The sequence below is a fragment of the Cyclobacterium sp. genome (assembly GCF_014762705.1).
GTDB lineage: Bacteria > Bacteroidota > Bacteroidia > Cytophagales > Cyclobacteriaceae > Cyclobacterium.
The window spans coordinates 1-23,898 of record NZ_JABURL010000112.1 but is presented as its reverse complement, the minus strand read 5'-3'; the positions used below and the strand labels follow the sequence as shown (position 1 = coordinate 23,898).

17 protein-coding genes and 1 pseudogene are annotated in these 23,898 nt (G+C 42.0%); 12 read left to right on the top strand and 6 right to left on the bottom strand.

Annotation, left to right across the window (positions count from 1 at the left end):
* From ftsH to HUJ21_RS22755, 4 genes and pseudogenes are all read left to right on the top strand, one after another.
* Positions 1 to 2,046: pseudogene (ftsH, locus tag HUJ21_RS22770) on the top strand (ATP-dependent zinc metalloprotease FtsH); the annotation flags it as partial.
* A gap of 143 nt (positions 2,047 to 2,189) precedes the next feature.
* Positions 2,190 to 2,975 (top strand): UDP-2,3-diacylglucosamine diphosphatase, encoded by a 786-nt coding sequence (locus HUJ21_RS22765; RefSeq protein WP_291373104.1) that lies wholly within the window; start codon positions 2,190 to 2,192, stop codon positions 2,973 to 2,975.
* 37 nt (positions 2,976 to 3,012) lie between these two features.
* Complete coding sequence (locus HUJ21_RS22760; RefSeq protein WP_291373103.1) at positions 3,013 to 3,789, top strand: hypothetical protein; 777 nt, start codon at positions 3,013 to 3,015, stop codon at positions 3,787 to 3,789.
* 151 nt (positions 3,790 to 3,940) lie between these two features.
* A complete protein-coding gene (locus HUJ21_RS22755) occupies positions 3,941 to 4,384 on the top strand; it encodes a hypothetical protein (protein ID WP_291373101.1) in 444 nt (147 codons plus the stop codon).
* Between the two features lie 58 nt (positions 4,385 to 4,442).
* Here the strand turns inward: HUJ21_RS22755 and HUJ21_RS22750 are convergent, their stop codons facing one another.
* Positions 4,443 to 4,871 carry a peptidylprolyl isomerase gene (locus tag HUJ21_RS22750; protein WP_166148284.1) on the bottom strand — a complete coding sequence of 143 codons (429 nt, stop codon included), beginning with the start codon at positions 4,869 to 4,871 and terminating at the stop codon, positions 4,443 to 4,445.
* Between the two features lie 199 nt (positions 4,872 to 5,070).
* On the opposite strand from HUJ21_RS22750, the gene HUJ21_RS22745 reads away from it, so the two are divergent.
* The 7 genes from HUJ21_RS22745 to HUJ21_RS22715 all read left to right on the top strand — a co-directional run bounded on the left by HUJ21_RS22745 (position 5,071) and on the right by HUJ21_RS22715 (position 14,590).
* The gene (locus HUJ21_RS22745) at positions 5,071 to 6,450 is read left to right on the top strand and encodes a sigma-54 dependent transcriptional regulator (protein ID WP_291373099.1); all 1,380 of its coding nucleotides are present in this window, start codon (positions 5,071 to 5,073) and stop codon (positions 6,448 to 6,450) included.
* Entirely contained in the window at positions 6,440 to 7,783 is a 1,344-nt protein-coding gene (locus tag HUJ21_RS22740; protein WP_291373098.1) for an ATP-binding protein, read from the top strand. The genes HUJ21_RS22745 and HUJ21_RS22740 overlap by 11 nt, the downstream gene beginning before the upstream one ends.
* A gap of 145 nt (positions 7,784 to 7,928) precedes the next feature.
* Positions 7,929 to 8,750 (top strand): UDP-2,3-diacylglucosamine diphosphatase, encoded by an 822-nt coding sequence (locus HUJ21_RS22735; RefSeq protein WP_291373097.1) that lies wholly within the window; start codon positions 7,929 to 7,931, stop codon positions 8,748 to 8,750.
* Positions 8,751 to 8,755: 5 nt separating this feature from the next.
* Positions 8,756 to 9,931, top strand: a complete 1,176-nt coding sequence (locus HUJ21_RS22730) for a glycosyltransferase family protein (protein ID WP_291373095.1) — start codon at positions 8,756 to 8,758, stop codon at positions 9,929 to 9,931.
* 179 nt (positions 9,932 to 10,110) lie between these two features.
* The gene (locus tag HUJ21_RS22725) at positions 10,111 to 12,783 is read left to right on the top strand and encodes a glucosidase (RefSeq protein WP_291373094.1); all 2,673 of its coding nucleotides are present in this window, start codon (positions 10,111 to 10,113) and stop codon (positions 12,781 to 12,783) included.
* Entirely contained in the window at positions 12,758 to 13,357 is a 600-nt protein-coding gene (locus HUJ21_RS22720; protein WP_291373093.1) for a ribonuclease HII, read from the top strand. Before HUJ21_RS22725 ends, HUJ21_RS22720 begins: the two co-directional genes overlap by 26 nt.
* Positions 13,358 to 13,414: 57 nt before the next feature.
* On the top strand, positions 13,415 to 14,590 hold the full coding sequence (locus HUJ21_RS22715) for a PQQ-dependent sugar dehydrogenase (RefSeq protein ID WP_291373091.1): 1,176 nt from the start codon (positions 13,415 to 13,417) through the stop codon (positions 14,588 to 14,590).
* A 3-nt stretch (positions 14,591 to 14,593) separates the two neighbouring features.
* Here HUJ21_RS22715 and HUJ21_RS22710 read toward each other — a convergent pair whose 3' ends face one another.
* The 5 genes from HUJ21_RS22710 to HUJ21_RS22690 form a co-directional block, all read right to left on the bottom strand.
* On the bottom strand, positions 14,594 to 16,078 hold the full coding sequence (locus tag HUJ21_RS22710) for an NAD(P)H-hydrate dehydratase (RefSeq protein WP_291373089.1): 1,485 nt from the start codon (positions 16,076 to 16,078) through the stop codon (positions 14,594 to 14,596).
* Positions 16,079 to 16,195: 117 nt separating this feature from the next.
* Positions 16,196 to 17,584 (bottom strand): aminopeptidase P family protein, encoded by a 1,389-nt coding sequence (locus HUJ21_RS22705; RefSeq protein WP_291373087.1) that lies wholly within the window; start codon positions 17,582 to 17,584, stop codon positions 16,196 to 16,198.
* A 93-nt stretch (positions 17,585 to 17,677) separates the two neighbouring features.
* Positions 17,678 to 18,595, bottom strand: a complete 918-nt coding sequence (locus tag HUJ21_RS22700) for a dihydrodipicolinate synthase family protein (protein WP_291373085.1) — start codon at positions 18,593 to 18,595, stop codon at positions 17,678 to 17,680.
* Between the two features lie 83 nt (positions 18,596 to 18,678).
* Complete coding sequence (locus HUJ21_RS22695; RefSeq protein WP_291373083.1) at positions 18,679 to 20,838, bottom strand: S9 family peptidase; 2,160 nt, start codon at positions 20,836 to 20,838, stop codon at positions 18,679 to 18,681.
* A 316-nt stretch (positions 20,839 to 21,154) separates the two neighbouring features.
* On the bottom strand, positions 21,155 to 22,036 hold the full coding sequence (locus HUJ21_RS22690; RefSeq protein WP_291373082.1) for an AraC family transcriptional regulator: 882 nt from the start codon (positions 22,034 to 22,036) through the stop codon (positions 21,155 to 21,157).
* Between the two features lie 183 nt (positions 22,037 to 22,219).
* On the opposite strand from HUJ21_RS22690, the gene HUJ21_RS22685 reads away from it, so the two are divergent.
* Entirely contained in the window at positions 22,220 to 23,782 is a 1,563-nt protein-coding gene (locus HUJ21_RS22685) for an L-serine ammonia-lyase, iron-sulfur-dependent, subunit alpha (protein WP_291373081.1), read from the top strand.
* The last annotated feature ends 116 nt before the right edge of the window (positions 23,783 to 23,898 follow it).

Below are 23,898 nucleotides of genomic sequence, written 5' to 3'. Positions count from 1 at the left end.
AAAAAAAATAAAAAATAAAAATTTTTTCCAAAACCACCTCAAAAACCAAATGTTCAGCTTTGGTTAATCATTACTGCGGTCATTGTTTTGATAGGTGTAACCTGGTTTAATCAAAATTCGGCAACAGTAGAGATAACCATGAAACGATTTGAAGACATGGTGCTAAGCAGCGATGTCAAAAAAGTAACGGTGATCTACAACCAAAACTATGTCGAAGTCACGCTGAGGGAAGAGGCATTGGAGAATCAAAGGTACAAGGATGAATTGGAAGCTCAAAACCGCTTTTACAACCCTGCTGGGCCTCATTATAAAATCAATATTGCTTCCGTTGATAATTTTATAGAAAATTATACCCAACTTGAAGAGCAGCTACCGGAAGGAGAAAGGATCGGCTACTCTGCTAAAGAAGAAGAAAGCTGGGGCAATTGGATTTCGAGCTTCGGATTCCTGATTTTGATATTTTTCCTTTTCTGGATGATGATGAGAAGGATGTCAGGGCCAAGTGGTCCCGGTGGTCAGATTTTCAATGTAGGGAAATCCAAGGCCCAGTTATTTGATGCTGAAAATAAAGTCAAAATCACTTTTGACAATGTGGCAGGCCTGGATGAGGCTAAGGAAGAAGTAGAGGAAATTGTCGAATTTCTAAAAACCCCATCCAAATTCACCAAATTGGGAGGCAAAATTCCAAAGGGTGCCTTGCTGATAGGTCCTCCCGGCACAGGCAAAACCTTGTTGGCCAAAGCGGTGGCAGGAGAAGCAGGTGTACCTTTTTTCACCCTCTCAGGATCAGATTTTGTAGAAATGTTTGTTGGTGTTGGAGCAGCAAGGGTAAGAGACCTTTTTAAACAGGCGAAAGAAAAAGCACCTTGTATTATCTTTATTGATGAAATTGATGCCATCGGCCGTTCAAGGGGAAAAGGCCAAATGCCAGGCTCAAACGATGAACGTGAAAATACCCTCAATTCCCTTTTGGTGGAAATGGATGGATTTGGTACAGATTCCGGAGTCATCGTTCTTGCGGCAACCAACCGCCCGGATGTTTTGGATAGTGCATTGTTAAGAGCAGGTAGATTTGACAGGCAAATCAGCATTGATAAACCGGATATTGTAGGCAGGGAAGCCATATTCAAAGTTCATTTGGAACCCATAAAAACTTCGGACGATGTGGAGCCCAAGAAACTTGCTGCCCAGACACCTGGTTTTGCAGGAGCTGAAATCGCCAACGTCTGCAATGAAGCAGCCCTTATTGCTGCCAGAAGAAACAAGGATGCTGTAGACATGCAGGATTTTCAGGATGCTGTAGACAGGGTTATCGGTGGTCTTGAAAAGAAAAACAAGATTATTTCACCTGAGGAAAAGCAAATTGTTGCTTACCATGAAGCCGGCCATGCTGTGGCAGGATGGTTTTTAGAGCATGCAGACCCATTGGTTAAGGTAAGCATAGTACCCCGGGGGATTGCTGCGCTTGGTTACGCACAATACTTGCCCAAGGAACAGTTTCTCTATCAAACAGAACAGCTAATCGATGAAATGTGCATGGCCCTTGGAGGAAGAGCTGCGGAAGAAATAATTTTTGGTAAAATTTCAACGGGTGCATTGAGCGATCTGGAGAGGATCACCAAAATGGCTTATTCCATGGTATCCATCTATGGCATGAATGAAAAAATCGGTAATGTGTCTTTCTATGACAGTAAGGGAAGCGAGTTCAAAATGGACAAACCCTATTCTGAGAATACGGCCCAGACAATTGACGAGGAAGTGCGTAAGTTAATTGAATTTGCTTACAGCAAAACTGTCACGCTATTAAGGGAAAGAAAAACTGAATTGGAAAAAATTGCCAAGGAATTATTGGAGAAAGAGATTTTATTTCAATCCGATTTGGAAAAATTAATAGGTAAAAGGCCTTTTGACAAGGAGACTACTTATGAAAAATTTACTCGGCTGAAGAATGAAAAAAAACCAAATTCTGAAAGCACGACCGTTGATAAAGAGAAATCAAATAATCCGGAAGAGACCAGGGAAGATGTGATTGAAAATAAGGACTGATTTTATGGCATGGCCTTATTAATTGAATACTAAAAAGGAGGGCATGCCCTCCTTTTTATCGTTGGTGCATATCATCCACTTTCCTTAGAATCCTTTATCAGAAAATGGCATTTCGTGGAGATTTACCTGCATATCGCTACAACATGAAGATTAAACTGACCAAGCAACAAAAAGTATATTTTGTTTCCGATTTCCATTTAGGAACCCCTGACACAGAGACAAGCAAAAAAAGGGAAGATAAAATTGTGAAATGGCTCGGTGAAGTAGAAAACAGTGCGGCAGCCATTTTTTTTGTTGGCGATATTTTTGATTTTTGGTTCGAATATGACAAAGTGATTCCAAAAGGGTTTTTACGATTTCTATCCAAGATCACCCAATTGAGAACTAAGGGGATTCCGCTTTTCTTCTTCACCGGGAATCATGATTTATGGATGAAAGATTACTTTACAAAAGAATTGGATATTCCCGTATATCACAATCCCTTGAGCATGGAAATCAACAATAAAAAATTCCTCGTTGGGCATGGAGATGGTTTGGGACCCGGAGATAGAAAATATAAATTGTTGAAAAAGATTTTTTCCAGCAAGTCCTGTCAATGGCTATTCAAATGGATACATCCGGATATCGGCATTTCCATTGCACAAGCCTGGTCGAAAAACAGTCGCTTAAGCAACGACCTGAAAAACGAAGATGAATTTAAAGGGAAGGAAAAAGAATGGCTTTACCAGTACTGCCTGGAAATAGAGAGTAAGCTGCACTTTGATTATTATATTTTTGGCCATCGCCACCTACCACTCAACCTTCCCCTAAACGATAATGCTACCTATTTTAACCTGGGAGAATGGGTGAATCAATGTTACTATGGGGAATTTGACGGTGAAGTTTTTCATCTCAGACAGTACAATGGATATGCCCTCAAGTCAAATTAAAACAGGACTTTGTGTTCTCCTGAACTTTTATTGCCTGATGGCTTTTGCACAGGAGGAACCAGTTCTCGATGCCATTTGGCAGCTGAAAATAGATGGTATTGACAAAATTGATGTGGACGGTAGAGACAATATCTTTTTCAGTACCCAAAATGGCCACATCAATCAATACAATGAATCCGGTGATTCGCTTAATTTCTATGCACCTCCTTTTAGTTCAGGTATAAGCAGACTTGATGCGCATTGGACAGTTTCCATTTTCCTTTTTTATGAAAGTCAGCAGCGGTATGAGATCCTGGACCGATTTCTTAACCCTCTGAGCCGTCAATCCATGGCGGATTTAGGCCTGACAGGTTTATTTAGTCAGGCTACTCCGGGCAACAACAATAGCCTTTGGTTATATGACGAAACAGATTTACGCCTGAAAAAAATCAATTATAACAACCAGCAGGTTCTCCAGGAACAGGCATTGAACGTATTGATCCCGGAAAGTAGTTTGCAGGTGATGCAAATGATGGAAAGAAAAAACTTGTTGTTTGTGCAAGTATCCAATGAGGGGGTTTATATTTTTGACAACCAGGCCAATTTTATAAAGTCAATACCGATTGCCAATAATTCCCCTGTTTTCATCGAAAATGAAAGCATCTATTTTCTCAAGAAGAACCAGCTCCTGAAAAAAAATTTCATTAGCGGTGACACCTCAATGGTTTTACTTCCGGATAACCATCGATTTACCGGTTTGGCAGTAACAAATTCAAAGTTACTATTGACGCACCTGCATGGTTTGATGGCATTCCCCAGACCCGACAATTTTTAATCCCCTCGATTTTACCACTTACATAAAACAGCCGAAATATTATTTCAATTAAGTTAAAAAATTAATTTATAAATTATAATTTTGTTAAATTATATTAATTAAAGGTGAATTATTAAAATTATCTGGTTCAGTATTTGCACTTTGCAGCGTAATGTATGAAGAAAAAATTACTTTGAAACTTACTTTTCCCATCATACTCTTGGCCCTGATTCTTTTGACCGGATTGTTTTCGGTATTGGCACAAAATGTAATAAGGCCCATAGAGACGGAAATTTCCTTCCCGAAAGACTTAAATTCCCCAGATGTCAATTTCGACCTTCAATCTTTGGGCAATAAAAAATTTAAATTGATTTTGGAAAAACCCAATCAAACCTTAACCAATGTGAAGATATATGATATTTTAGGCAACCTGATTCTTCATGACAAATTAAAACCCAAAGATGGAGTCCAAAAAAACTATGATTTCACCCACTTGAACAGTAAACTATTCGTGGTTGAGGTGGGAAATGCCAAATACAATAAAACCAAAAGTATCTATGCCAACCCCCAGGGTAGCATTGATCGGAGTGTAACTACTACTACAACTGACGAATAAAAAAGGGGCTGTTTACAAAAATGCAAACAGCCCCTTCGTACAGCTATCAAATTGAAAACTAATTAACTTCTACCAATTTGATATCAAATATAAGATCTTCACCGGCCAATGGATGATTGGCATCAAGCGTGATTTTTGCCTCATCTACATGAACAACCTTAACAGGAGTAGGTTGGCCTTGCTGATTTTGTATGGATAAGTCCATGCCCACCTCAGGTTTGATTTCTGCGGGGACTTGCTCAATCGGAACATCCAGTACCATGTCTTCTCTCTTCTGACCATAGGCCTCATCGGCTGGAATAGTGACACTCTTGTCGGCTCCTACCTCCATTCCCTGAACGGCTACATCAAATCCCTTTATCATTTTTCCATCACCTAATTGAAACTCCAAAGGCTCTCTGTCCTGAGAAGAGTCAAATATGGTTCCGTCTTTTAGTTTTCCTGTGTAGTGTACCTTAACGGTATTTCCTTTAGTTGCTACAGACATATTTTTAATGTTTTGATTAATAGGCAAAGGTAACAATTTTATCAGGCTATAAAAAATCAATGGGGGATGAATTCCAGGATGTACAAAAACGATCTATTTATGTTCATAAACGGACATATTTAGATGCGAAATTGGTTTTTTATCACTAAATTGGCCAAAAAAAACATGGCATCATTTCAGCACTGAAATTTCAAAAACAATGGAAGAGAAAAGCCTGGGAAGAATATTGATTGTAGATGACAACGAAGACCTTTTGTTTGCAGCAAAAATGTTGTTGAAAAAGCACGCAAAAGAGGTAACCATAGAAAAGGATCCAAGAAGAATCCCCTTTTTGGTCAATAACAACAGCTATGATGTGATCCTTTTGGACATGAATTTTACCGAAGACACCACTTCCGGAAAAGAAGGCTTTCACTGGCTCAAACAGATTAAAGAAATCGATCCAAAGTCAGTAGTCATTCTGATCACAGCATTCGGAGATGTGGAAATGGCCGTACAGGCCTTAAAAGAAGGCGCTACTGATTTTATCCTTAAACCCTGGCAAAACGAAAAGTTGCTAGCCACCCTTTCTGCAGCCATCAAACTCCGGGAAAGTTATGAGCAGGTGGACAAGCTTTCCACCAAACAGAAACAATTGCAAGCGGATCTAAAAAAACCCTTTGAAGATATCATTGGGCAAAGTGCCTCCATGAAAAATGTGTTTTCCATTATAGAAAAGGTGGCAAAAACAGATGCCAATATACTGATTCTTGGGGAAAACGGGACAGGAAAAGAACTCATAGCCAGGGCAATTCATGATCGCTCAGAAAGGAAAGATGAGATATTCGTAGGAGTGGATATGGGCGCCATTACCGAAAGCCTTTTTGAAAGTGAGCTCTTCGGTCATAAAAGAGGAGCTTATACAGATGCAAAAGAAGACCGGGCAGGAAGATTTGAAGTGGCCGATAACGGCACCTTGTTTCTGGATGAAATCGGCAACCTCAGCATGCCCCTGCAATCAAAACTCCTAACGGTGTTACAAAGAAGGGAAGTTACCCGGATAGGGACCAACAAAGCTATCCCGGTAGACATTCGCTTGATTTGCGCCACAAATATGCCGGTACATGACATGATCATGGAAAATGGCTTCAGGCAAGATTTGCTGTACCGCATCAATACGGTGGAGATTTTTCTTCCACCTCTCCGGGAAAGGCAGGATGATATACCCTTACTGGCAGAACATTTTCTGAGGATTTATTCCGGAAAATACCGCAAGAAATTTAAAGGACTTAAACAAAATGCCTTACAATTGTTGCAAAGGTACAGCTGGCCGGGAAATATTAGGGAATTACAACATGCTATCGAAAGGGCCATTATCATGGCTGAAGGAGATGAACTGGACAGCAGGGATTTTTTCTTTCTTTCTGCCAAACCTTCCAATGAGAAAGTCAGCAACAATACCTATAATCTCGATGAGGTGGAAAAAAACCTTATTCAGAAAGCCATAGACAAAAACGGAGGAAATATATCCAAGGCAGCAAAAGAATTGGGCTTGACAAGGGCTTCCCTTTACAGGAGATTGGAAAAATATGGATTATAAAATCGGTTTATTGGGAAGGGTTTTTGTTTTGGCCATTTCCCTTTTTTTGCTTGCTTACATCATCACCAATGATTCGGGGGTATTTGCCATATCCCTTTTCATCATACTGACATTTGTGCAATTGATTTTATTGATCAGGTATGCAGAGAGCAGTTTCAAAAAAGTCAGGCAGTTTTTAGACAATATCAAACAGAGCAATTATTCCACCGTGTACCCTGTTAAGTTTGATGGTACAGAGACCGATGATCTGCACATAGAATTCAATGCTATCCTGGCCAAACTAAAAGAAGACCAGCTGGAGAAAGAGGCTAACTTTCAGTATTTCCGCACAGTATTCCAACATCTGAGTATTGGATTGATCACTTTTGAGGCTGACGGTAGCGTCCAAATACTCAATACCGCCGCCAAACGCATGTTGAACATCGACAAATTAAACCATATCGGGGAAATTGCCAGGGTCAATAAAGAACTCCATCATGCCATAGAAAACCTTAGAACCGGGGGCAGTGAATTGATAAAAATCGCCCATCCTGATGGTATCATGCAACTTTCAGTCTATGCGATAGAACTTGTGCTAAGAGATGTCAAGTTCAAGTTGGTTTCTTTGCAAAATATTCAAAGTGAACTAGAAGAAAAAGAGATGGAAGCCTGGCAAAACCTGATCCGGGTATTGACGCATGAAATCATGAATTCCATCGCTCCTATTTCTTCCCTTGCTGCAACCATCAGTACAGATATCAAACATAAAATTGATGAAAACGAAGCCGTAGAAGAAAGTGACCTGGAAGATTATCAAATGGGTATTAGCACCATTGAAAAGAGAAGTGAAGGACTGATCAATTTTGTCAGTGATTTCAGGAGTCTTGCCCATATTCCGGTACCTAAATTTACGGCCATCAAAATCCGGGATTTGTTTGACCAAATAGACATTTTGCTGCAAAATCAATTGGAAACCTTCCAGGTGGCATTGCATAAGGACATTACTCCTGAAGATTTGCTATTGTTTGCAGATTGTTCACAAATCGAGCAAGTATTGATCAACCTAACCCAAAATTCTATCCATGCAGTGGAAAATGAGCCGGAAAAAAACATCTACCTAAGGGCATTCATTGATGATAATGGGAAAATTATTATAGAAATAGAAGATTCCGGAAAGGGAATAGAGGAAGAGGCCTTAAATAAGATTTTCATTCCTTTTTTCACGACCAAAAAGAAAGGATCGGGTATAGGCCTCAGCCTTTCCAAGCAAATCATGCGCCGTCATAAAGGTAATATTCAGGTGAGATCCACTCTAGGCAAAGGAACGGTGTTTAAATTGATTTTCAATGCATGATTTTTCTGACATGACTTTTTTAATCCCGGGATAACAATTCGTTCACAATTTCAGGCCGTTGGATACCTTTAATAGCATTTTGGTAAACCAGGCTTCACGTCCAGTTTATTTCTCTTTCCTACCTTGCCACCAAAACAAAAACGTTTTGGAAACAAACTTTAAAACCATCGTCCTTTCGGACATCCACCTGGGGACAACAGGCTCCAAAGCAAAGGAGGTGGTCCGATTCCTGAAGCAGTTTCAATGCGAAAACCTGATCCTCAACGGGGATATCATTGATGGCTGGCAACTTAAAAAATCAGGACGTTGGAAAAGAAAACACACCCGGGTTTTTAACCGGGTCCTGAAGATGATCGATTGCAACCGGACAAAAGTAATCTATCTAAGAGGAAACCACGACGACTTTCTGGACCAGATCCTCCCGCTTGAAATCGGCCACCTATCTATCCGGAAAGACATGATCTATGAAAGTCAGGGTAAAAAATACTTCATTACCCACGGAGATGTTTTTGACAATATCACAACTAATTTACGCTGGATCGCCTACCTGGGAGATGTAGGATATACTTTCCTGCTCTGGTTAAATGCCAGGGTCAATTTCTACCGGAGAAAAAAGGGGTTGGCCTACTTTTCCCTTTCCCAATATGTAAAATCCAGGGTCAAATCTGCCGTTGCCTATATTGATGACTTTGAAAGGGAGCTTTGTAAAGTCGCCCGGTCCAAAGGTTGCGACGGGATCATCTGCGGCCATATTCATAAAGCCGAAATCAGAAATATTGATGGAATTGATTACTACAATTCAGGAGACTGGGTAGAATCCTTAAGTGCATTGGCTGAAGATCATGATGGAAATTGGCAACTGATCTACTTTAACCAATTGGATTTTGGAAAACAGGACAAGAATGCCGGAAAGGTAGTTCCCATAAAAGATACAGAAATTTCAAAATTCAATACCTTTTATCAATAATTGACATGAAGTTTCTTTTTATCGTTCAGGGAGAAGGAAGAGGTCACATGACCCAAGCCATGGTCATGGAAGGAATCCTTCGAAAAGAGGGCCATGAGGTAGCGGCGGTAATTGTAGGAGCCAGTAACAGGCGGGAAACACCAAACTATTTTATTCAGGCTTTCAATTGTGAGGTACACCAGATACAAAGTCCAAACTTCGTTACAGATAAAGCCAATAAAGCCATTAGGATTGGGGCTACCTTACTGGAGAATTTGAAAAAGATCCGCACCTTTTCCAATAGTCTGCGAAAAATCAATAGGCTTGTCCAGACACATCAGCCTGACTGTATCATCAATTTTTATGATATGTTGGGGGGAATTTATAATTTTTGTTATCAACCTACGGCCAAATACATTGTGGTTGGCCACCAGTATTTGTCCGAACATCAGGAATTTTTTTTTGCCAAACCAGCAGGCATGCAGAAACTGCTATTCAGGATCAATACAAAAATCACCGCCATGGGTGCTTTTAAGTCCATTGCGCTATCACTTTGGGAGCCCCGACAGGCCTTTTCGAAAACCAATCTGCTCGTATGGCCTCCCCTGATCAAATCTGTCGTGAAATCCGCTTGCCCTGTTCCCGGAGATTTTTTCCTGATTTACATCGTCAATTCCGGTTATGCAAAAGAAATTTTTGAGATGGCCAGAAATTTCCCCGAGTTAAAAATAGAGGCATTTTGGGATGATAAAGAGATGCCTGAAAAATACCAACCTTTGCCTAACCTGTTTTTTCACCAGGTCAACGACCTGCTTTTTATAGAAAAATTAAGTCAATGTAAAGCCTATCTGACCACTGCCGGATTTGAATCTATAGCAGAGGCAATGTATTTGAACAAAAAGGTATTGATGGTGCCTGTAAAGGGCCAATATGAACAAAAATGCAATGCCCTGGATGCCGAAAGGACAGGTGCAGGAATCGCTGCTGATACATTCGACCCTTTACTCCTGGAGCACTACCTGCACGACAAGTCCCCGGATAAAGTTACAACCGTGAAGTTTAAACAATGGGAACAAACCCTCGAATTTCAATGTAGCAAACTGTTGGAGTCCCTTTTGGAAGCGGATAATCAGGAAATAATAAAGAGTTTTCGTCTCCTTCCTCCCAAATTAAAGAACTCCATTTCTGCCTTCAGTAAATAAAATTCAATTTTTATCATTTTCGGAATCCCCAATCTTTTGCATTTAATCATTTTAAAGGCAATTCCGGGAATTTTTCTAACCCGGTCCCATAAAAATAATAAAATACATCTGACATTATTTGACAATTAGAAAGGGAAATACTTTAAATTCGCTCTTTATTAAGCTGGTCATACATACCCATGAATATAGAGTTAGAACGATTAAAGGAAAACAGGGAGAAAAAACGTCATTGGAAAAAATGGGGACCCTATCTCACAGATAGACAATGGGGGACCGTTAGGGAAGATTACAGTCCTGATGGATCGGCCTGGGAAAACGTCACCCATGATGACGCCAGAAGCAAAGCCTACCGCTGGGGAGAAGAAGGTATTGGTGGTATCAGTGACCACAAACAGAAACTTTGCCTGGCCTGGGCATTTTGGAATGGCAAGGATCCCCTGATCAAGGAAAGGTTATATGGACTTACCGGAAACGAAGGTAACCATGGAGAGGATGTGAAAGAACTGTATTATTATCTGGACTCCTCCCCCACTCACAGCTACATGAAAATGCTCTATAAATATCCACAACGGGCATTTCCTTATGAGCAAATTTTGGATGAGAACCAAAAAAGGGGAAAGAATGAGAAAGAATTTGAGCTATTGGACACAGGTGTTTTTGATGATGATGCTTATTTTGATATATACTTAGAGTATGCCAAAGCCGATGTAGAGGATATTTTTTCTAAAGCGACCATCTATAACCGAGGTTCCGAAGAAGCAAGTATATGGGTAATGCCCACCATTTGGTTTAGAAAAACCTGGTTTACCGGTGATGAACCTTTTATGCCTACTTTGCGAAAAACAGGCCCCAATAAAATCCGGGCTTTTTCGCCAAAATCAGGCAATTACAGTTTTACCTTTCAGGGGGAGCCCGAATTACAGTTTTGTGACAACGAGACCAATAGAGAAAGGCTATACCATATTGGAAATCAAAAGAAATTCCTGAAGGACGCCATCAATGATTATGTCATACAGGGGGACAAAAAACACATTAATCCTAAGTTTACTGGTACAAAGGCTGCTGCTATTTATAAAATAGACATTCCGGCAGGCGGAAAAGCGGAGGTAGTCTTTCGAATGCAGCGGGAAGAGACTGAAGCAGCACTGGATAAAGCAGGCGAAATATTCCAGGAAAGGATCAATGATGCCAATGCTTTTTATGGAGACCTACAGGAGCGGGTGAAAGATGATGAAATGAGGATGATCCAAAGGCAGGCTTTTGCGGGTATGCTCTGGTCCAAACAGTTTTATTATTACAATGTAGAGCGTTGGCTTGAAGGGGACCCTGGCAGGTACCAGCCTCCACAGGAAAGGAAGTCAGGAAGAAACAGCAATTGGAGGCATCTGCAAAATTATGACATCATTTCGATGCCAGATAAATGGGAATATCCCTGGTACGCCGCCTGGGATCTTGCTTTCCATTGTATACCCCTGGCCAGGCTTGATCCTGACTTTGCCAAGGAACAATTGTTGGTTTTGCTCAATGATTGGTACATGCACCCCAACGGACAAATGCCCGCATACGAGTGGAATTTTAATGACGTAAACCCTCCTGTACATGCATATGCTGTTCAGCGAATATACCAGATTGATAAAAAATTCAATGGTCGAAATGTGGGAGACCAGGAGTTTTTGGAAAGGGCCTTTCACAAGCTCCTGCTCAATTTTACCTGGTGGGTCAATCAAAAAGACGAAGAAGGGAAAAATATCTTCGAAGGAGGCTTTTTGGGCTTGGACAATATCAGCGTATTTGACAGAAGCCATGTAGACAAGCTTTTTGGAAAACTGGAGCAGGCTGATGCTACTTCCTGGATGGCCATGTTTTGTCTGAACATGTTGCGTATCTCGCTGGATTTATGCGAGTTTAATAAGGTATACCAACACACGGCTACCAAATTCCTGGAGCACTTCCTTTACATTGCCGGGGCCATGAACAATATTTCCAAAGAAAATATCAGCTTGTGGGACGATGAGGATAATTTCTTTTTTGATGTGCTTCACCTTTCAGGAAAAGAACCCGAATTGATGAAAGTCAAATCCATTGTCGGCATCATTCCGATGTTTGCGGTAGAGCCCATCCGCGAAGAATTGTTTGATGACTTACCGGAATTCAAAAACAGGTTGAATTTTTTCTTTAAGGAAAAACCGAAATTGGCTGCATTGGTATCCAACTGGATTCACCCCGGACATGAGAAGAGAAGACTTTTTTCCCTTTTAAGAGGTCACAGGATGAAAAGTATCCTTCATAAAATGCTGGATGAAAAGGAGTTTTTGTCTACTTATGGCATTCGTTCACTTTCTAAAGACCACCTTAAAAACCCTTATTCCTTACAGATCAATGGCAGCAGGTTTTCGGTAAGTTATGCCCCGGGAGAATCGGAAACTACCATGTTTGGCGGAAACAGCAATTGGAGAGGCCCCATTTGGTTTCCCATCAATTACCTGATCATAGAATCCTTGAAAAAGTTTGATTTTTACTACGGAGGAACCTTCTCCATAGAATACCCCACTGGTTCGGGTAAGTTTATCACGCTTGATTTGATCGCCAAAGAACTTTCCCTTCGGCTCATCAATATATTCCGAAAAGATAAGGATGGAAACCGTCCCATTTATGCCGATAATGAAAAAATGCAGAAAGACCCACATTTTCAGGATTTAATCTTGTTTTATGAGTATTTTCACGGAGAAAATGGCAGGGGATTGGGTGCCTCCCATCAGACCGGCTGGACTGGTTTGGTGGCTGAACTAATCCATAAGTATTATAAAGAAAAAGAATTTTACCCCAATGCTGCTACCCTATTTAAAAGCTGATAGAATTGAAGCAGGATGCGATGAAGTAGGCAGGGGCTGTCTTTGTGGCCCTGTGGTGGCCGCCGCTGTAATTCTTCCTCCGGCTTATGCTAATGAATGGATCAATGATTCAAAAAAAGTAAGCAAAAACAAAAGGACCTTCCTGACTGATGAAATAAAAGAACAGGCTTTGGCATGGGCCATAGGCCTTGCTGAAGTAGCGGAAATAGACCAGATGAATATTTTGAATGCCTCATTTTTGGCCATGCACCGTGCCATTGATGATTTGAATGTAAAACCCGAACATCTCCTCATCGATGGCAACAGGTACCGGTCAAAACATGCGATTCCCTTTGACTGCATCATTAAGGGGGATGGTAAATATGCCAGCATAGCAGCTGCCTCCATTCTGGCCAAAACATACAGGGATCAGTTGATGGTCAGCCTTGCCAGGGATTACCCCGGGTATGGCTGGGAGAAAAATGTTGGATACCCCACCAAAAAACACCGGGAAGGTATCCGGAAATTGGGAGCAAGTCCCTTGCACAGAAAATCGTTTCGTCTGCTACCAGATCAGTTAAATACAGACTTGTGATTTGAAAGGGAACGATTCAGAAAAAGGTGAAGTTTATAGAGAAAATAAAAGAAGCTTATGAAACCCAAAACTACATTAAGTTTAGTACTGATTTTTCTATCACCCCTTTTCTTAAACGCTCAGGAAAATATTCAAAAAGCCCAACCCATTTTAGGCGAAGTCCCTCAAAAAACAGAAGATGTTTTCTTACCTGAGGTTCCGGGTGTTAAGGTCGAAGTCTGGGTGGACAGCCTGACCATTCCCTGGTCCTTGCGCTTTCTCCCTGATGGAGATGCCCTGGTTGCCCAGCGGACTGGTGATATTGTCCGGATTCCTGCGGGACAACGGGAGCAGGAAAAATACTTTGATGTGCCAGGCGCTGTACATGAAGTAGATGCGGGGTTGATGGGTTTGGCCATACATCCGGATTTTGAAAACAACAACTGGATTTACATCATGCATGCCTACCGCAATCAGAAGGATGAACTCCTAAGTAAGATCGTTCGTCTGGAGCACCGGGGCAACACTGCCGTATTAGATAAGGTTATCATGGACAATATTCCTGCTTATGCCATTCATCTGGGAGGTAGAATTGCCTTTGGCCCAGACGGCTTGTTGTATATAGGTACCGGAGACATGTCCCAACCTTTCCTGGCCCAGGATGTCAACCACCTGGCCTCAAAAATTTTGAGGATCACTGATGAAGGGGAGATTCCTTCAGACAATCCCTTTGAAAATTCACCGGTTTATTCCTACGGGCACCGGGTGGTACAGGGTTTTGCCTGGGACCCGGAAACGGGGGCATTTTTCAATTCCGAACACGGGCCTTCCGGAGCGGAAGTGGAAGGAAGTGTGCGCTACCGCGATGAAATCAACAAGGTGGAAAAGGCTGGTAACCATGGCTGGCCGGTGGTCGTAGGCGCACCCGGAATGAGCGGTTATGTAGATCCCAAAGCCATTTGGAACAAGGCGGCAGTACCTCCTGCCGGGATGACTTTTTACAGGGGAGACCTTTATGTTGCCTCTTTAGGAGGACAAGCCCTGATACGGCTGGTTTTTGATAAAGAAAATGATTATGAAGTCAAAAAGGTAGAAAGATGGTTCTCTTATGCCCCATCTAAAGGGATTTATGGCAGAATGAGGGATGTAACCATTGGGCCTGACGGAAATTTATATGTTACCACAAGCAATACCGACGGAAGGGCCGCAGTAAGGATTCATGATGATAAAATTTTAAAATTAACGGTCGAATAAATCTCAGGCAATCCCAAAATGGCGGAAACTTTCCGGGATTTTGCCGATAATATCTGAGGCAATTGTCCCTCTCTTCATGGATTCCCCTGCCAATTCTCCTGCATGCCCATGGTGGAAAACACCACATATGGCAGCCCTTTCTATACTATAACCCTGACCCAAAAAAGAGGTAAGCATTCCTGTCAATACATCACCGGAACCACCCGTAGCCATGTAAACAGATCCTGAATTATTGAAAACCTGTTTTCCATCAGGGAAAGAAATCAAAGTAAAAGCCCCTTTTAATACCAATACACAACCATATTTTTTGGAAAAATCACGGGCCAAATCCATTCTTTCAAAATGGTTTTTGCAGGCAAGTCCTGTGATGCGTTCAAACTCTTTGATATGTGGCGTCAGGATTACTTTGGGATGCAAAAAATTTAACCAATCAGGATGTTCCCCTAAAATATTGATGGCATCCGCATCAATTACCGTAGGCCCCTGATATTCGCTTAATACCTGATGAACCAACCTGCTGGCATTTTCACCTTTACCAAGCCCGGGACCCATGCCCAGGGCATCTATCCCTGAAGTATCCAATTGAGCGGCAACTTCCTTTTCTTCCCCAGTAGCCAAAACCATCGCTTCAGGAATGCTGGCCTGGATGATTTCCACTCCACAGGTAGGAATATGACAAAAAACCAATCCACTTCCGGTCCGCAGGGCTGCCCTGGTAGCCAAACCTATGGATCCCATCTTCCCATAACTCCCTCCGGCCAAAACTACCCGGCCAAAATCACCCTTATGGCTGAAGGCGTGAAATTGCTTGTGGTAATCGCGAAGGTTTTCTCCTGAAAAGAAAAACCGCAAGGATTCAAAGGACTCAAAATATTTTTGGTCAATTCCGATACTTCTGACGATCAAATTTCCTGTATAAATGGCATTTTCAGGAATCAATAAAGCGGTTTTGGGAAATTGAAAGCTTATGGTGTAATCGGCCCTGAAAGCTTCACCATCCGCTGGTGAATCGGAAGGAAGACCCGATGGCACGTCTACACTTATTTTAGCGGAAGCTGCTTCATTCAGCCTTTGGATCAATTCCAGGTATTCTCCTTCCAGCGGCCGGTTGATCCCCACCCCAAAAACGGCATCAATGATCACATCACCTTCCGCAACCTGACCCCAGGGTTCAACAATTACAAATTCAGGCATTACGTTCAGGTTTTGCCTGAAATCCACTGAACCAGATTCCGGATTACCAATCAGCCCAACCTTCACTTCATACCCTTTCAGGTGCAAAATCCTCGCTATGGCAAGTCCATCTCCCCCATTGTTACCTGTCCCACAAAAAACAGAAACGGTGATTGTTTCCGAATAGCGGGAGATAAACCAGTCACAAAATGTGTGGGCGGCTCTTTCCATGAGCTGATAGGAACTGATACCTTCCCCGGACACATACTTTTCGTCCAAAGATTTTACCTGATCTCCTGAAAGCACTTTTTGCATGGTGAATGGGTTTTTGGTAGGAACTTATTGAAATCAGATTGGATGATTCGTCGGTACGCAACATTATTCCCCGACATGAATTTCCATACCCTTCTTCCCTTATTCATGCCATAAAACCTATCTGTCTCTGAGGCTTTCCAGTTCTTGGGAAGAGGATTCCAGGGGATCACCCAATAAGGATGAGCCATCCCTGGTGATCAGAAAATCATCTTCAATCCGTATGCCACCAAAGTTCCGAAAATTTGCCAGCTTTCCATAATTTATGTAGTCCTTATGTACATTATTGGCTTCCCATTGGTCCATGAGCTGGGGAATAAAATACAAACCTGGCTCAACAGTGAGCACATGACCTTGTTCCAGCTCTTTACCCAATCTGAGAGATTTTAAACCAAACTGATCGCTTTTCTTTAATGAGGGGGTATATCCCACATATTCCTCCCCCAGATCCTCCATATCATGTACATCCAGACCCATCATGTGTCCAAGACCGCATTGAAAAAAAAGGGCATGCGCACCTTGTTGCACAGCATCATCTATATTCCCCTTCATCAAACCCATATCCCTAAGCCCCCCGGCCAGTTTTTTACAGGCCAACAGGTGAATATCCAAAAAGCGAACACCAGGTTTCAAGGCCTGAATTGCTGAAACATGGGCAGTATAAACCAGGTCGTAAACTTCTTTTTGTACAGCAGAAAATTTCTTCCCTACCGGAATGGTACGGGTAATGTCACCTGCATAATGCATATCTGATTCGGCCCCAAAATCTCCCAAAAGCATTTTCCCTTCGGTGAGGGTATTGGAATAATTGTGGTTGTGCAGTATTTGCCCATCAACGGTAATTATGGGTAGAAAAGAAGGGTTGCCACCTGCTGCCACAGCCTCCGCAGTAACCATACCCAGTAATTCGTATTCCTTCATTCCCGGTTTGGCTTGCTCCATTACTTTTCGGTGCATGCGCACACTTGTATTTACAGCCCTGTTGATCTCAGCTATCTCCTCGTCTGACTTGATAGACCTCAATGCCACCACTGCCTTAATTAACTCCTCGGAGGCTTCAGCAGGGATGCGAGGTCCACTGATATTTAACCAATGAATCAATTTTTGTGTGTTTTCAGGCCTGTATGGAGGAAGAAAATGTATTTCCCGCTGCTTTCCATTTTTGAGGTATTTCCCAATATCTTTCATGGGGCGCGTCTGACTTATGCCAACCTGAACTGCCAAATCCCTTAGTTTGGGTTTTTCTCCATGCCAGATCAATTCTTCTGTGGTCAACTCATCTCCAAAAATAATTTCCACATCCAGGTCCAGATCTATTACTGCCACTAAACCAGGTAAATTTAATCCGAAAAAATAAAGAAAAGAACTGTCCTGCCTGAAGGGATACCAGTTGTCTTTGAAATTACTGCTACTTTCTTCATTGCCCAAAAACAGCAACAGCCCTCCTGAAAAGGACTTTTTTAATTTATTCCTTCTCTCCTGATAAGTCTCTTTGGAAAATAATTTCATTTTGTATACGATATGCGTAATGAGCCATCCCCCCGATAATCGGGTTGGTATAATTCCTTAAATTCATCAAAAATCCAAATATTAACCAGTTCTTCAAAGGGAAATTTTCTCCCATGTAGGCAAAGCAGGCCTTTCTGCCATGGCATCTTCAATTATTTTTATCACCCTATGCCGTTCTTCTCCGGTAAGCATCAATCTGGGAGCACGCACGTATTCTGTACCCAGGCCGGTGGCTGCCTCTGCCAATTTGATATACTGTACCAATTTGGGATGAATGTCCAATTCCAAAAGTGGAAAAAACCAACGATAAATTCCCAGGGCTTCTTCCATTCTACCCTCCTGAACCAGCCTGTAAATCGCAACCGTCTCATAAGGAAAAGCACAAACAAGTCCTGCTACCCAGCCATGTGCCCCAAGGGTCAGGCTTTCCAGCGCCAGGGGATCTACTCCCCCCAGGATCTTAAACCGGTCCCCAAATCGATTGATCATTTTGGTGACTACGGTTAGGTCCCTGGAAGACTCTTTTACTGCGTTGATATTGCTACAGGTTTCCAATTCTTCAAACATGTCCAGGGTAACCAATATCCTGTAATCTATGGGATTATTATAGATCATAATGGGAAGGTCGGTAGCTCCGGCAATGGTTTTGAAAAAAGTAACGGTCTCCCTGTCATCGGCCTTATACCTCATGGGGGGAAGAACCATAAGTCCCTTGATACCAGTGTCATTGGCAGCTTCTGCTACTTCGATGGCTTTTCGGGTAGATTGTTCGGCAATGGTCAAAACCACGGGAATGTTACCCTGCACCTCCTCAACAGTAGATTTTACCAGTGTTTCTTTTTCCGCATCCGTTAAGGTACTGGCTTCTCCAAGACTTCCACCTATGACAATTCCGTCTATTCCGGCTTCCATTTGAACCTTGATATTGGCATGAAAAGCTTTTAAATCCAGCTGGTCATCGGAAGTAAATTTAGTGGTAATGGCTGGAAATACTCCTTTCCAATTTATCATAGCAATTTTATTTAGTGTAAACAATATTTTAATTTCAGATTATGCATTGTTGTATAATTTTTTTTAAACGCAGCTGGCCAAAATTACCGGCCACCAGGTTCTAAATTCCCCAACCAAAATTTTTCCATGGTTTTTCTCAGGTGTAGGGAGGTGTTATCCCGCTCATTTATTCCGTGAGCCCGCATGGGATAAGACATCATTGAAAACAATTTGTCGTGAGCAATCAATTTATCCACCAACATTTCAAAACTCTGGTAATGCACATTATCGTCGGCTGTACCATGCATGATCAGAAGCTTGCCTTCAAGATTTTCGGCATGATTGATAGGGGAACCCTCAAAATACCCTTCTTTATTGTCTTCGAGTAAACCCATGTACCTTTCCTGGTAAGTGGCATCATAAAGCCTTTGGTCAGAAACAAAGGAAACTGCAATGCCTGTCTGGTACAATTCAGGATATCTGAACATACAATTCAGGGTCATTTGCCCTCCTCCACTCCAGCCCCAGATCCCTACCCGTGAAGGATCGATGAAATCGTACGTGGAAAGGATTTTTTGTGCGGCCGCATACTGGTCTTCAGATGCCAGAATACCTATTTGGCCGTAGATGGATTTCCTCCAATCCCTGCCCCGGGGCGTTTTGGTTCCCCGGTTGTCAATACTGATGACAACATATCCCAATTGGGCAAGGTATTGGTGCCAAAGATCCCCGCCCATCCAACTATCCTGCACAGTGGACCCCGCAGGTTCACCGTAAACATAAAAAATAAGCGGGTATTTTTTAGAGTCATCAAAATCGGCAGGTTTAATCATAGACCCATCCAAAACCACTTCTCCAATATCCACTTTAAAGAATTCTTTGGGTTTAAGTCCAAGCACATCATATTTCTTTTTCAAAGCCTGATTATCTTCCAAAACCCTCAGCCTATTGTGACCTGGAAGATCCACCAATGAGATGACCGGCGGAATGCTTGCATTCTGAAAGGTGTGAATGGCATACTTTGAATCCAGAGAAAGTTGATACGCATGTTGTCCCGGTGATCCCATAGGTGTAATCCTTTCTGCTTTGCCTGTTTGATAAATCGGACTACGGTACAAATACCTCTGGGTGAAGTTGTCAGGTGAAGCAATATAGTACACATAACCAGCAACAGGATCTATATGGCTGATCCTTTCCACATCAAAATCTCCCTGGGTAAGCAAGGTCGTGGATTGGCCATCCCGAGAAACCTTGTAAAGGTGCCGCCAGCCATCTCTTTCACTGGTCCAGGTGAAAAACTCCTGATCCTCCAACCATATCAGGTTATCGTGAATATCCAGAAATGTTTCTTCTTTTTCCTCCAGTATCCTGGTGAGCGACATGTCTTTGCTGTCGCCGATCCAAACGGTATTGGTATTCTGTCGCCGGTTTAATTGTTGTATCAGTAATTCCTCCGAACCGGGTATAAAGTCCATTCTTGCCAGGTAATTGTTTTGTGGATCACCGGGAATATCAAACCAACGCGTTTGCCCTCCCTGCGCAGCAACCACACCGACTTTAACAGCAGAAAGTTTTTCACCTACTTTGGGGTAAGGAAGCGGAATAGGCTTGGAATAGATAGAATCTATATTATTGATCAAATAAAAGGTTCCTATGTCTTTGGTATTGGAGTGCCAATAAGCAATTTTTTCTCCATCCGGACTCCACCTGAATCCATCCCTGCAACCCAACTCTTCTTCATATACCCAATCAAAGGTGCCATTAATAATGTCTCCTCCCCCATCAGTCGTGATTTGCCGGATCTCTCCTGTGTTAAGGGATTCCACAAAAATATTGTATTCGCTTACGTAGGCAACTTTTGAGGCATCCGGTGAAAATTTCGCAAACATCAGACTGCTGGCCGGAAGACCTTTCCCAAGTTTTCTCAATTGCTTGGTTTCCTGGTCCAATACCCAATAATCACCCCTTGTATGAAACCGCCACACTTTCTTAGTATTGTTGAAAATAAGCAATTTACGATTGTCTGCTGACCATTGATAATCTGCGACCTTCAAAGGATCGTTCCCTCCTTCCGGAATTAATTCTTCAGAGGAAACAAGCATTTTTCTGGCCCCTGTTGCTGCCTCGTAACGGACAATGTCCTCTCCACCTGTTTCCTCGTTTTTTTCAATGCTGGAATAGCCTTCTGAATCCTTCATCCACCTGATGGGTCCAAATCTTTTTTGTGTGAAAGTTTCTTCAGCAAAAATTTGCGATAAGCTCAAGTTTGATTGAGAAAACCCTGTGCCAGCAAAGATGAAAAAGTAAAAGCCAAGTAAAATAATCCTTTTCATTCAGTTTTTTATTATTGTGGGCTCACGTACAAAGCAAGCCCAATGGTTTAAAACAGCCCACAAACTATACCCATAAAGATATGGTATTTGGACACATTATCTATTCCACCATTTTAGCCAAAGGATATGTTATTTTAGCGATGAGAAAGAAATCAAAAAAGAATGGCAATTTTTAAATTAAAAAAAATCACACTAGAATTATAGTCGTGTCTTTATTCTGAACATCCCATTTTTATGATTGACAGCATCACTGAACAGAAGTCTTTTTAAGAATGTTATTTCTATATTCCAAAGGTGTCATCCCGGTTACACTCTTGAAATGCTTGTGGAAATTGGACAGGTTATTATAGCCTGAACTGTAACAACATTCTGAGGTATTGAAATCATCCTGATACAATAGCCTGCAGGCGTTGGCGATCCTCACTTCTATTAAGAATCTGGAAAACGTTTTTTGGCTTTTGTATTTAAAATACCTGCAAAAGGCAGTTGGGGACATGTTTACCATCTCTGACACCTGCTTAAGCGTGATTCTTTCGCTGAAATGGTTCCTTATATATTCAAAAACCAAATTAATCTTAGGTAAATTCTCCTGTACGGAATGAATCGGAACTCCAAGAGATGAAATAAAATTCAGATTATTGTCTCTTGAAATGCACTGAAGGATATCCAGTAATCCCAAAAAACGCTCAAAGGAATTCTTTTCCGGCAGAGCCCTAAGTTTTATGCTGATCTCCTCTTCTATTTTATCAGAAATTTTCACCCCATAAATGGCAAAATCAATCAACCTTTTGATGGAATAGGCCTCAGGTATTTCATTAAGTGAATTTTTCAGGACATCCTGATTAAAAAATACGGAAACTGCCTTAGACTTTTTATGACCTGCCCCTCCAAAGTTTACATGCTTGTTCCTGAAAACGTGAGGCAGGTTTTTCCCTAACAAGAAAATCTCATTTTTCTTAAAGGGTACCACGCTTTCTGCCACAAATAGAGATCCTTCCCCCTCCAGAATCAGGCTGATCTGGAATTCCTCATGATAATGTATGGGTTCAAAAAAATTGTCTAAATCCCAACACTCCACCCTGATGGTTTCTTCTTCTAATTTCGGTACTTTAAAGTGTAAAGGTTGCATCTGTTGGTTCAGGTGAATTATTTAACGAAATATTGTTATTAAATTAAAATAAAAGAAAATAGAATGCAAAAAAGCACACAAAGAAAAGTTAAAATGTTAAGATAGTACACACAATAGCTAATATTTGAAAATAGATCCGGTTCTTTTAGTGTTATATTTAATATTGAACAAATAAAATGAGAGATGAACTTACCTAGTATATTTAATGATGTAGTGGGACCAGTAATGAGAGGTCCTTCAAGTTCTCATTGTGCGGCATCCTTACGCATAGGCAGGATCTGCCATGACCTGATGGAAGGGAGCATTTCAACCATAGAAATCGATTTTGACCCTGCAGGTTCCCTGGCTACCACGCACAAAGAGCAGGGATCGGATATGGGTTTGTTTGGTGGTTTTTTGGGCTGGGAGGCCCACGATGAACGGCTGGTGAATTCGGAACAACATATGGGTGCTGCCGGTATTCAGGTAAAAATAAACATAAAAGACATTCAGGCGGATCATCCCAATACCTATAAGATCACATTGACCAATCCCTGGGAAACGCATCAGGTAGTTGCCATCTCCACCGGTGGCGGGATGATTGAAGTGCTTGAAATCGATGGAGCGAAGGTTTCTTATGCCGGTGATTGCTTCATGACACTTATTTATACCCCGGATCCTGAAAGCATACAAAATTACCTGGAACACAAACAAGACTTTGACAGCTTGGAATTACGTACAGGCGATCAGGATTTCCTTGAACTCAAATCCCAACAATTTCCTGAAGATTTGCAGGATTTAAAGGAGATGGATGCTGTTAACCGGGTAAAACAAATCCGACCCGTATTGCCGGTGCTCACCAAAAAAGACCAAACCGTTCCTTTTATTACCTGTGACGAAATGATGGCTTATAACCAGGACAAAAATCTTAGCCTATGGGAACTGGCTGTCAGGTATGAAAGTATCAGGGGAAATATTTCCGAAGCAGAGGTGCTTGCCAAAATGGACGACATCCGTATAATTCTAAAAGATGCAGTCGCCACCGGCCTTCAGGGAACAAGCTATGAAGACCGCATTCTGGGCCCCCAATCCGTAAAATTCAAATCCCAGATGGAAAGTAAAAAACTGGTGGATGCGGATGTCTTGAACAAAATCATCATGTATGTATCCGCCATCATGGAAGTCAAAAGTTCTATGGGGGTGATCGTAGCAGCACCCACTGCGGGATCCTGTGGTGCCATGCCCGGTGCTGTGCTGGCCGTATCGGCTGCCCTGGGACTATCAGATGAAGATACTGTGAAAGCCTTGATGATCGCTGGATTGATCGGCGTATTTATTGCAGCACATTCCACTTTTGCTGCTGAGGTGGGAGGCTGTCAGGCCGAATGCGGTTCCGGCTCATCCATGGCAGCGGCAGCCATCGTCCACCTGGCCGGAGGAAATCTGAACCAGAGTATTTCCGCAGCCTCAATGGCCTTGCAAAGTTCATTGGGAATGATTTGTGATCCAATTGGCAACCGGGTTGAAGCACCTTGTCTGAATAAAAATGTCATGGCTGCCTCCAATGCCCTTTCATGTGCCAATATGGCATTGGCCGATTATGATCACCTGATCCCTTTGGACGAGGTGATAGAGACCATGTATGAAGTAGGCAAAAGTATTCCCAATACACTAAGGTGTACCAACCTGGGAGGACTTTCCATCACCAAAACCGCAAAGGAAATCGAAAAAAAATTGGGTAAGGGGCAATTTTATAAAAGCTGTTGATCCTATTTCCAGGGCCCGGAATACAGCGCTGTCATTTGGGACCGCCCACAAGCAATCCATCGAGGCTGTCCGAAAAGTCGGGCAGCCTCTAATTTAGTTGTTTTTTTTCTCCAAAA

Excerpts from the sequence above, each read along its gene's own strand:
- HUJ21_RS22755 (WP_291373101.1), top strand. The coding sequence starts at position 3,941 with ATGTATGAAGAAAAAATTACTTTGAAACTTACTTTTCCCATCATACTC.
- HUJ21_RS22715 (WP_291373091.1), top strand. The coding sequence starts at position 13,415 with ATGAAACCCAAAACTACATTAAGTTTAGTACTGATTTTTCTATCACCC.
- HUJ21_RS22700 (WP_291373085.1), bottom strand. The coding sequence starts at position 18,595 with ATGATAAATTGGAAAGGAGTATTTCCAGCCATTACCACTAAATTTACT.
- HUJ21_RS22690 (WP_291373082.1), bottom strand. The coding sequence starts at position 22,036 with ATGCAACCTTTACACTTTAAAGTACCGAAATTAGAAGAAGAAACCATC.
- HUJ21_RS22720 (WP_291373093.1), top strand. The coding sequence starts at position 12,758 with ATGCTGCTACCCTATTTAAAAGCTGATAGAATTGAAGCAGGATGCGAT.
- HUJ21_RS22765 (WP_291373104.1), top strand. The coding sequence starts at position 2,190 with ATGAAGATTAAACTGACCAAGCAACAAAAAGTATATTTTGTTTCCGAT.
- HUJ21_RS22705 (WP_291373087.1), bottom strand. The coding sequence starts at position 17,584 with ATGAAATTATTTTCCAAAGAGACTTATCAGGAGAGAAGGAATAAATTA.
- HUJ21_RS22685 (WP_291373081.1), top strand. The coding sequence starts at position 22,220 with ATGAACTTACCTAGTATATTTAATGATGTAGTGGGACCAGTAATGAGA.
- HUJ21_RS22725 (WP_291373094.1), top strand. The coding sequence starts at position 10,111 with ATGAATATAGAGTTAGAACGATTAAAGGAAAACAGGGAGAAAAAACGT.
- HUJ21_RS22710 (WP_291373089.1), bottom strand. The coding sequence starts at position 16,078 with ATGCAAAAAGTGCTTTCAGGAGATCAGGTAAAATCTTTGGACGAAAAG.
- HUJ21_RS22745 (WP_291373099.1), top strand. The coding sequence starts at position 5,071 with ATGGAAGAGAAAAGCCTGGGAAGAATATTGATTGTAGATGACAACGAA.
- HUJ21_RS22760 (WP_291373103.1), top strand. The coding sequence starts at position 3,013 with ATGGCTTTTGCACAGGAGGAACCAGTTCTCGATGCCATTTGGCAGCTG.
- HUJ21_RS22740 (WP_291373098.1), top strand. The coding sequence starts at position 6,440 with ATGGATTATAAAATCGGTTTATTGGGAAGGGTTTTTGTTTTGGCCATT.
- HUJ21_RS22750 (WP_166148284.1), bottom strand. The coding sequence starts at position 4,871 with ATGTCTGTAGCAACTAAAGGAAATACCGTTAAGGTACACTACACAGGA.
- HUJ21_RS22730 (WP_291373095.1), top strand. The coding sequence starts at position 8,756 with ATGAAGTTTCTTTTTATCGTTCAGGGAGAAGGAAGAGGTCACATGACC.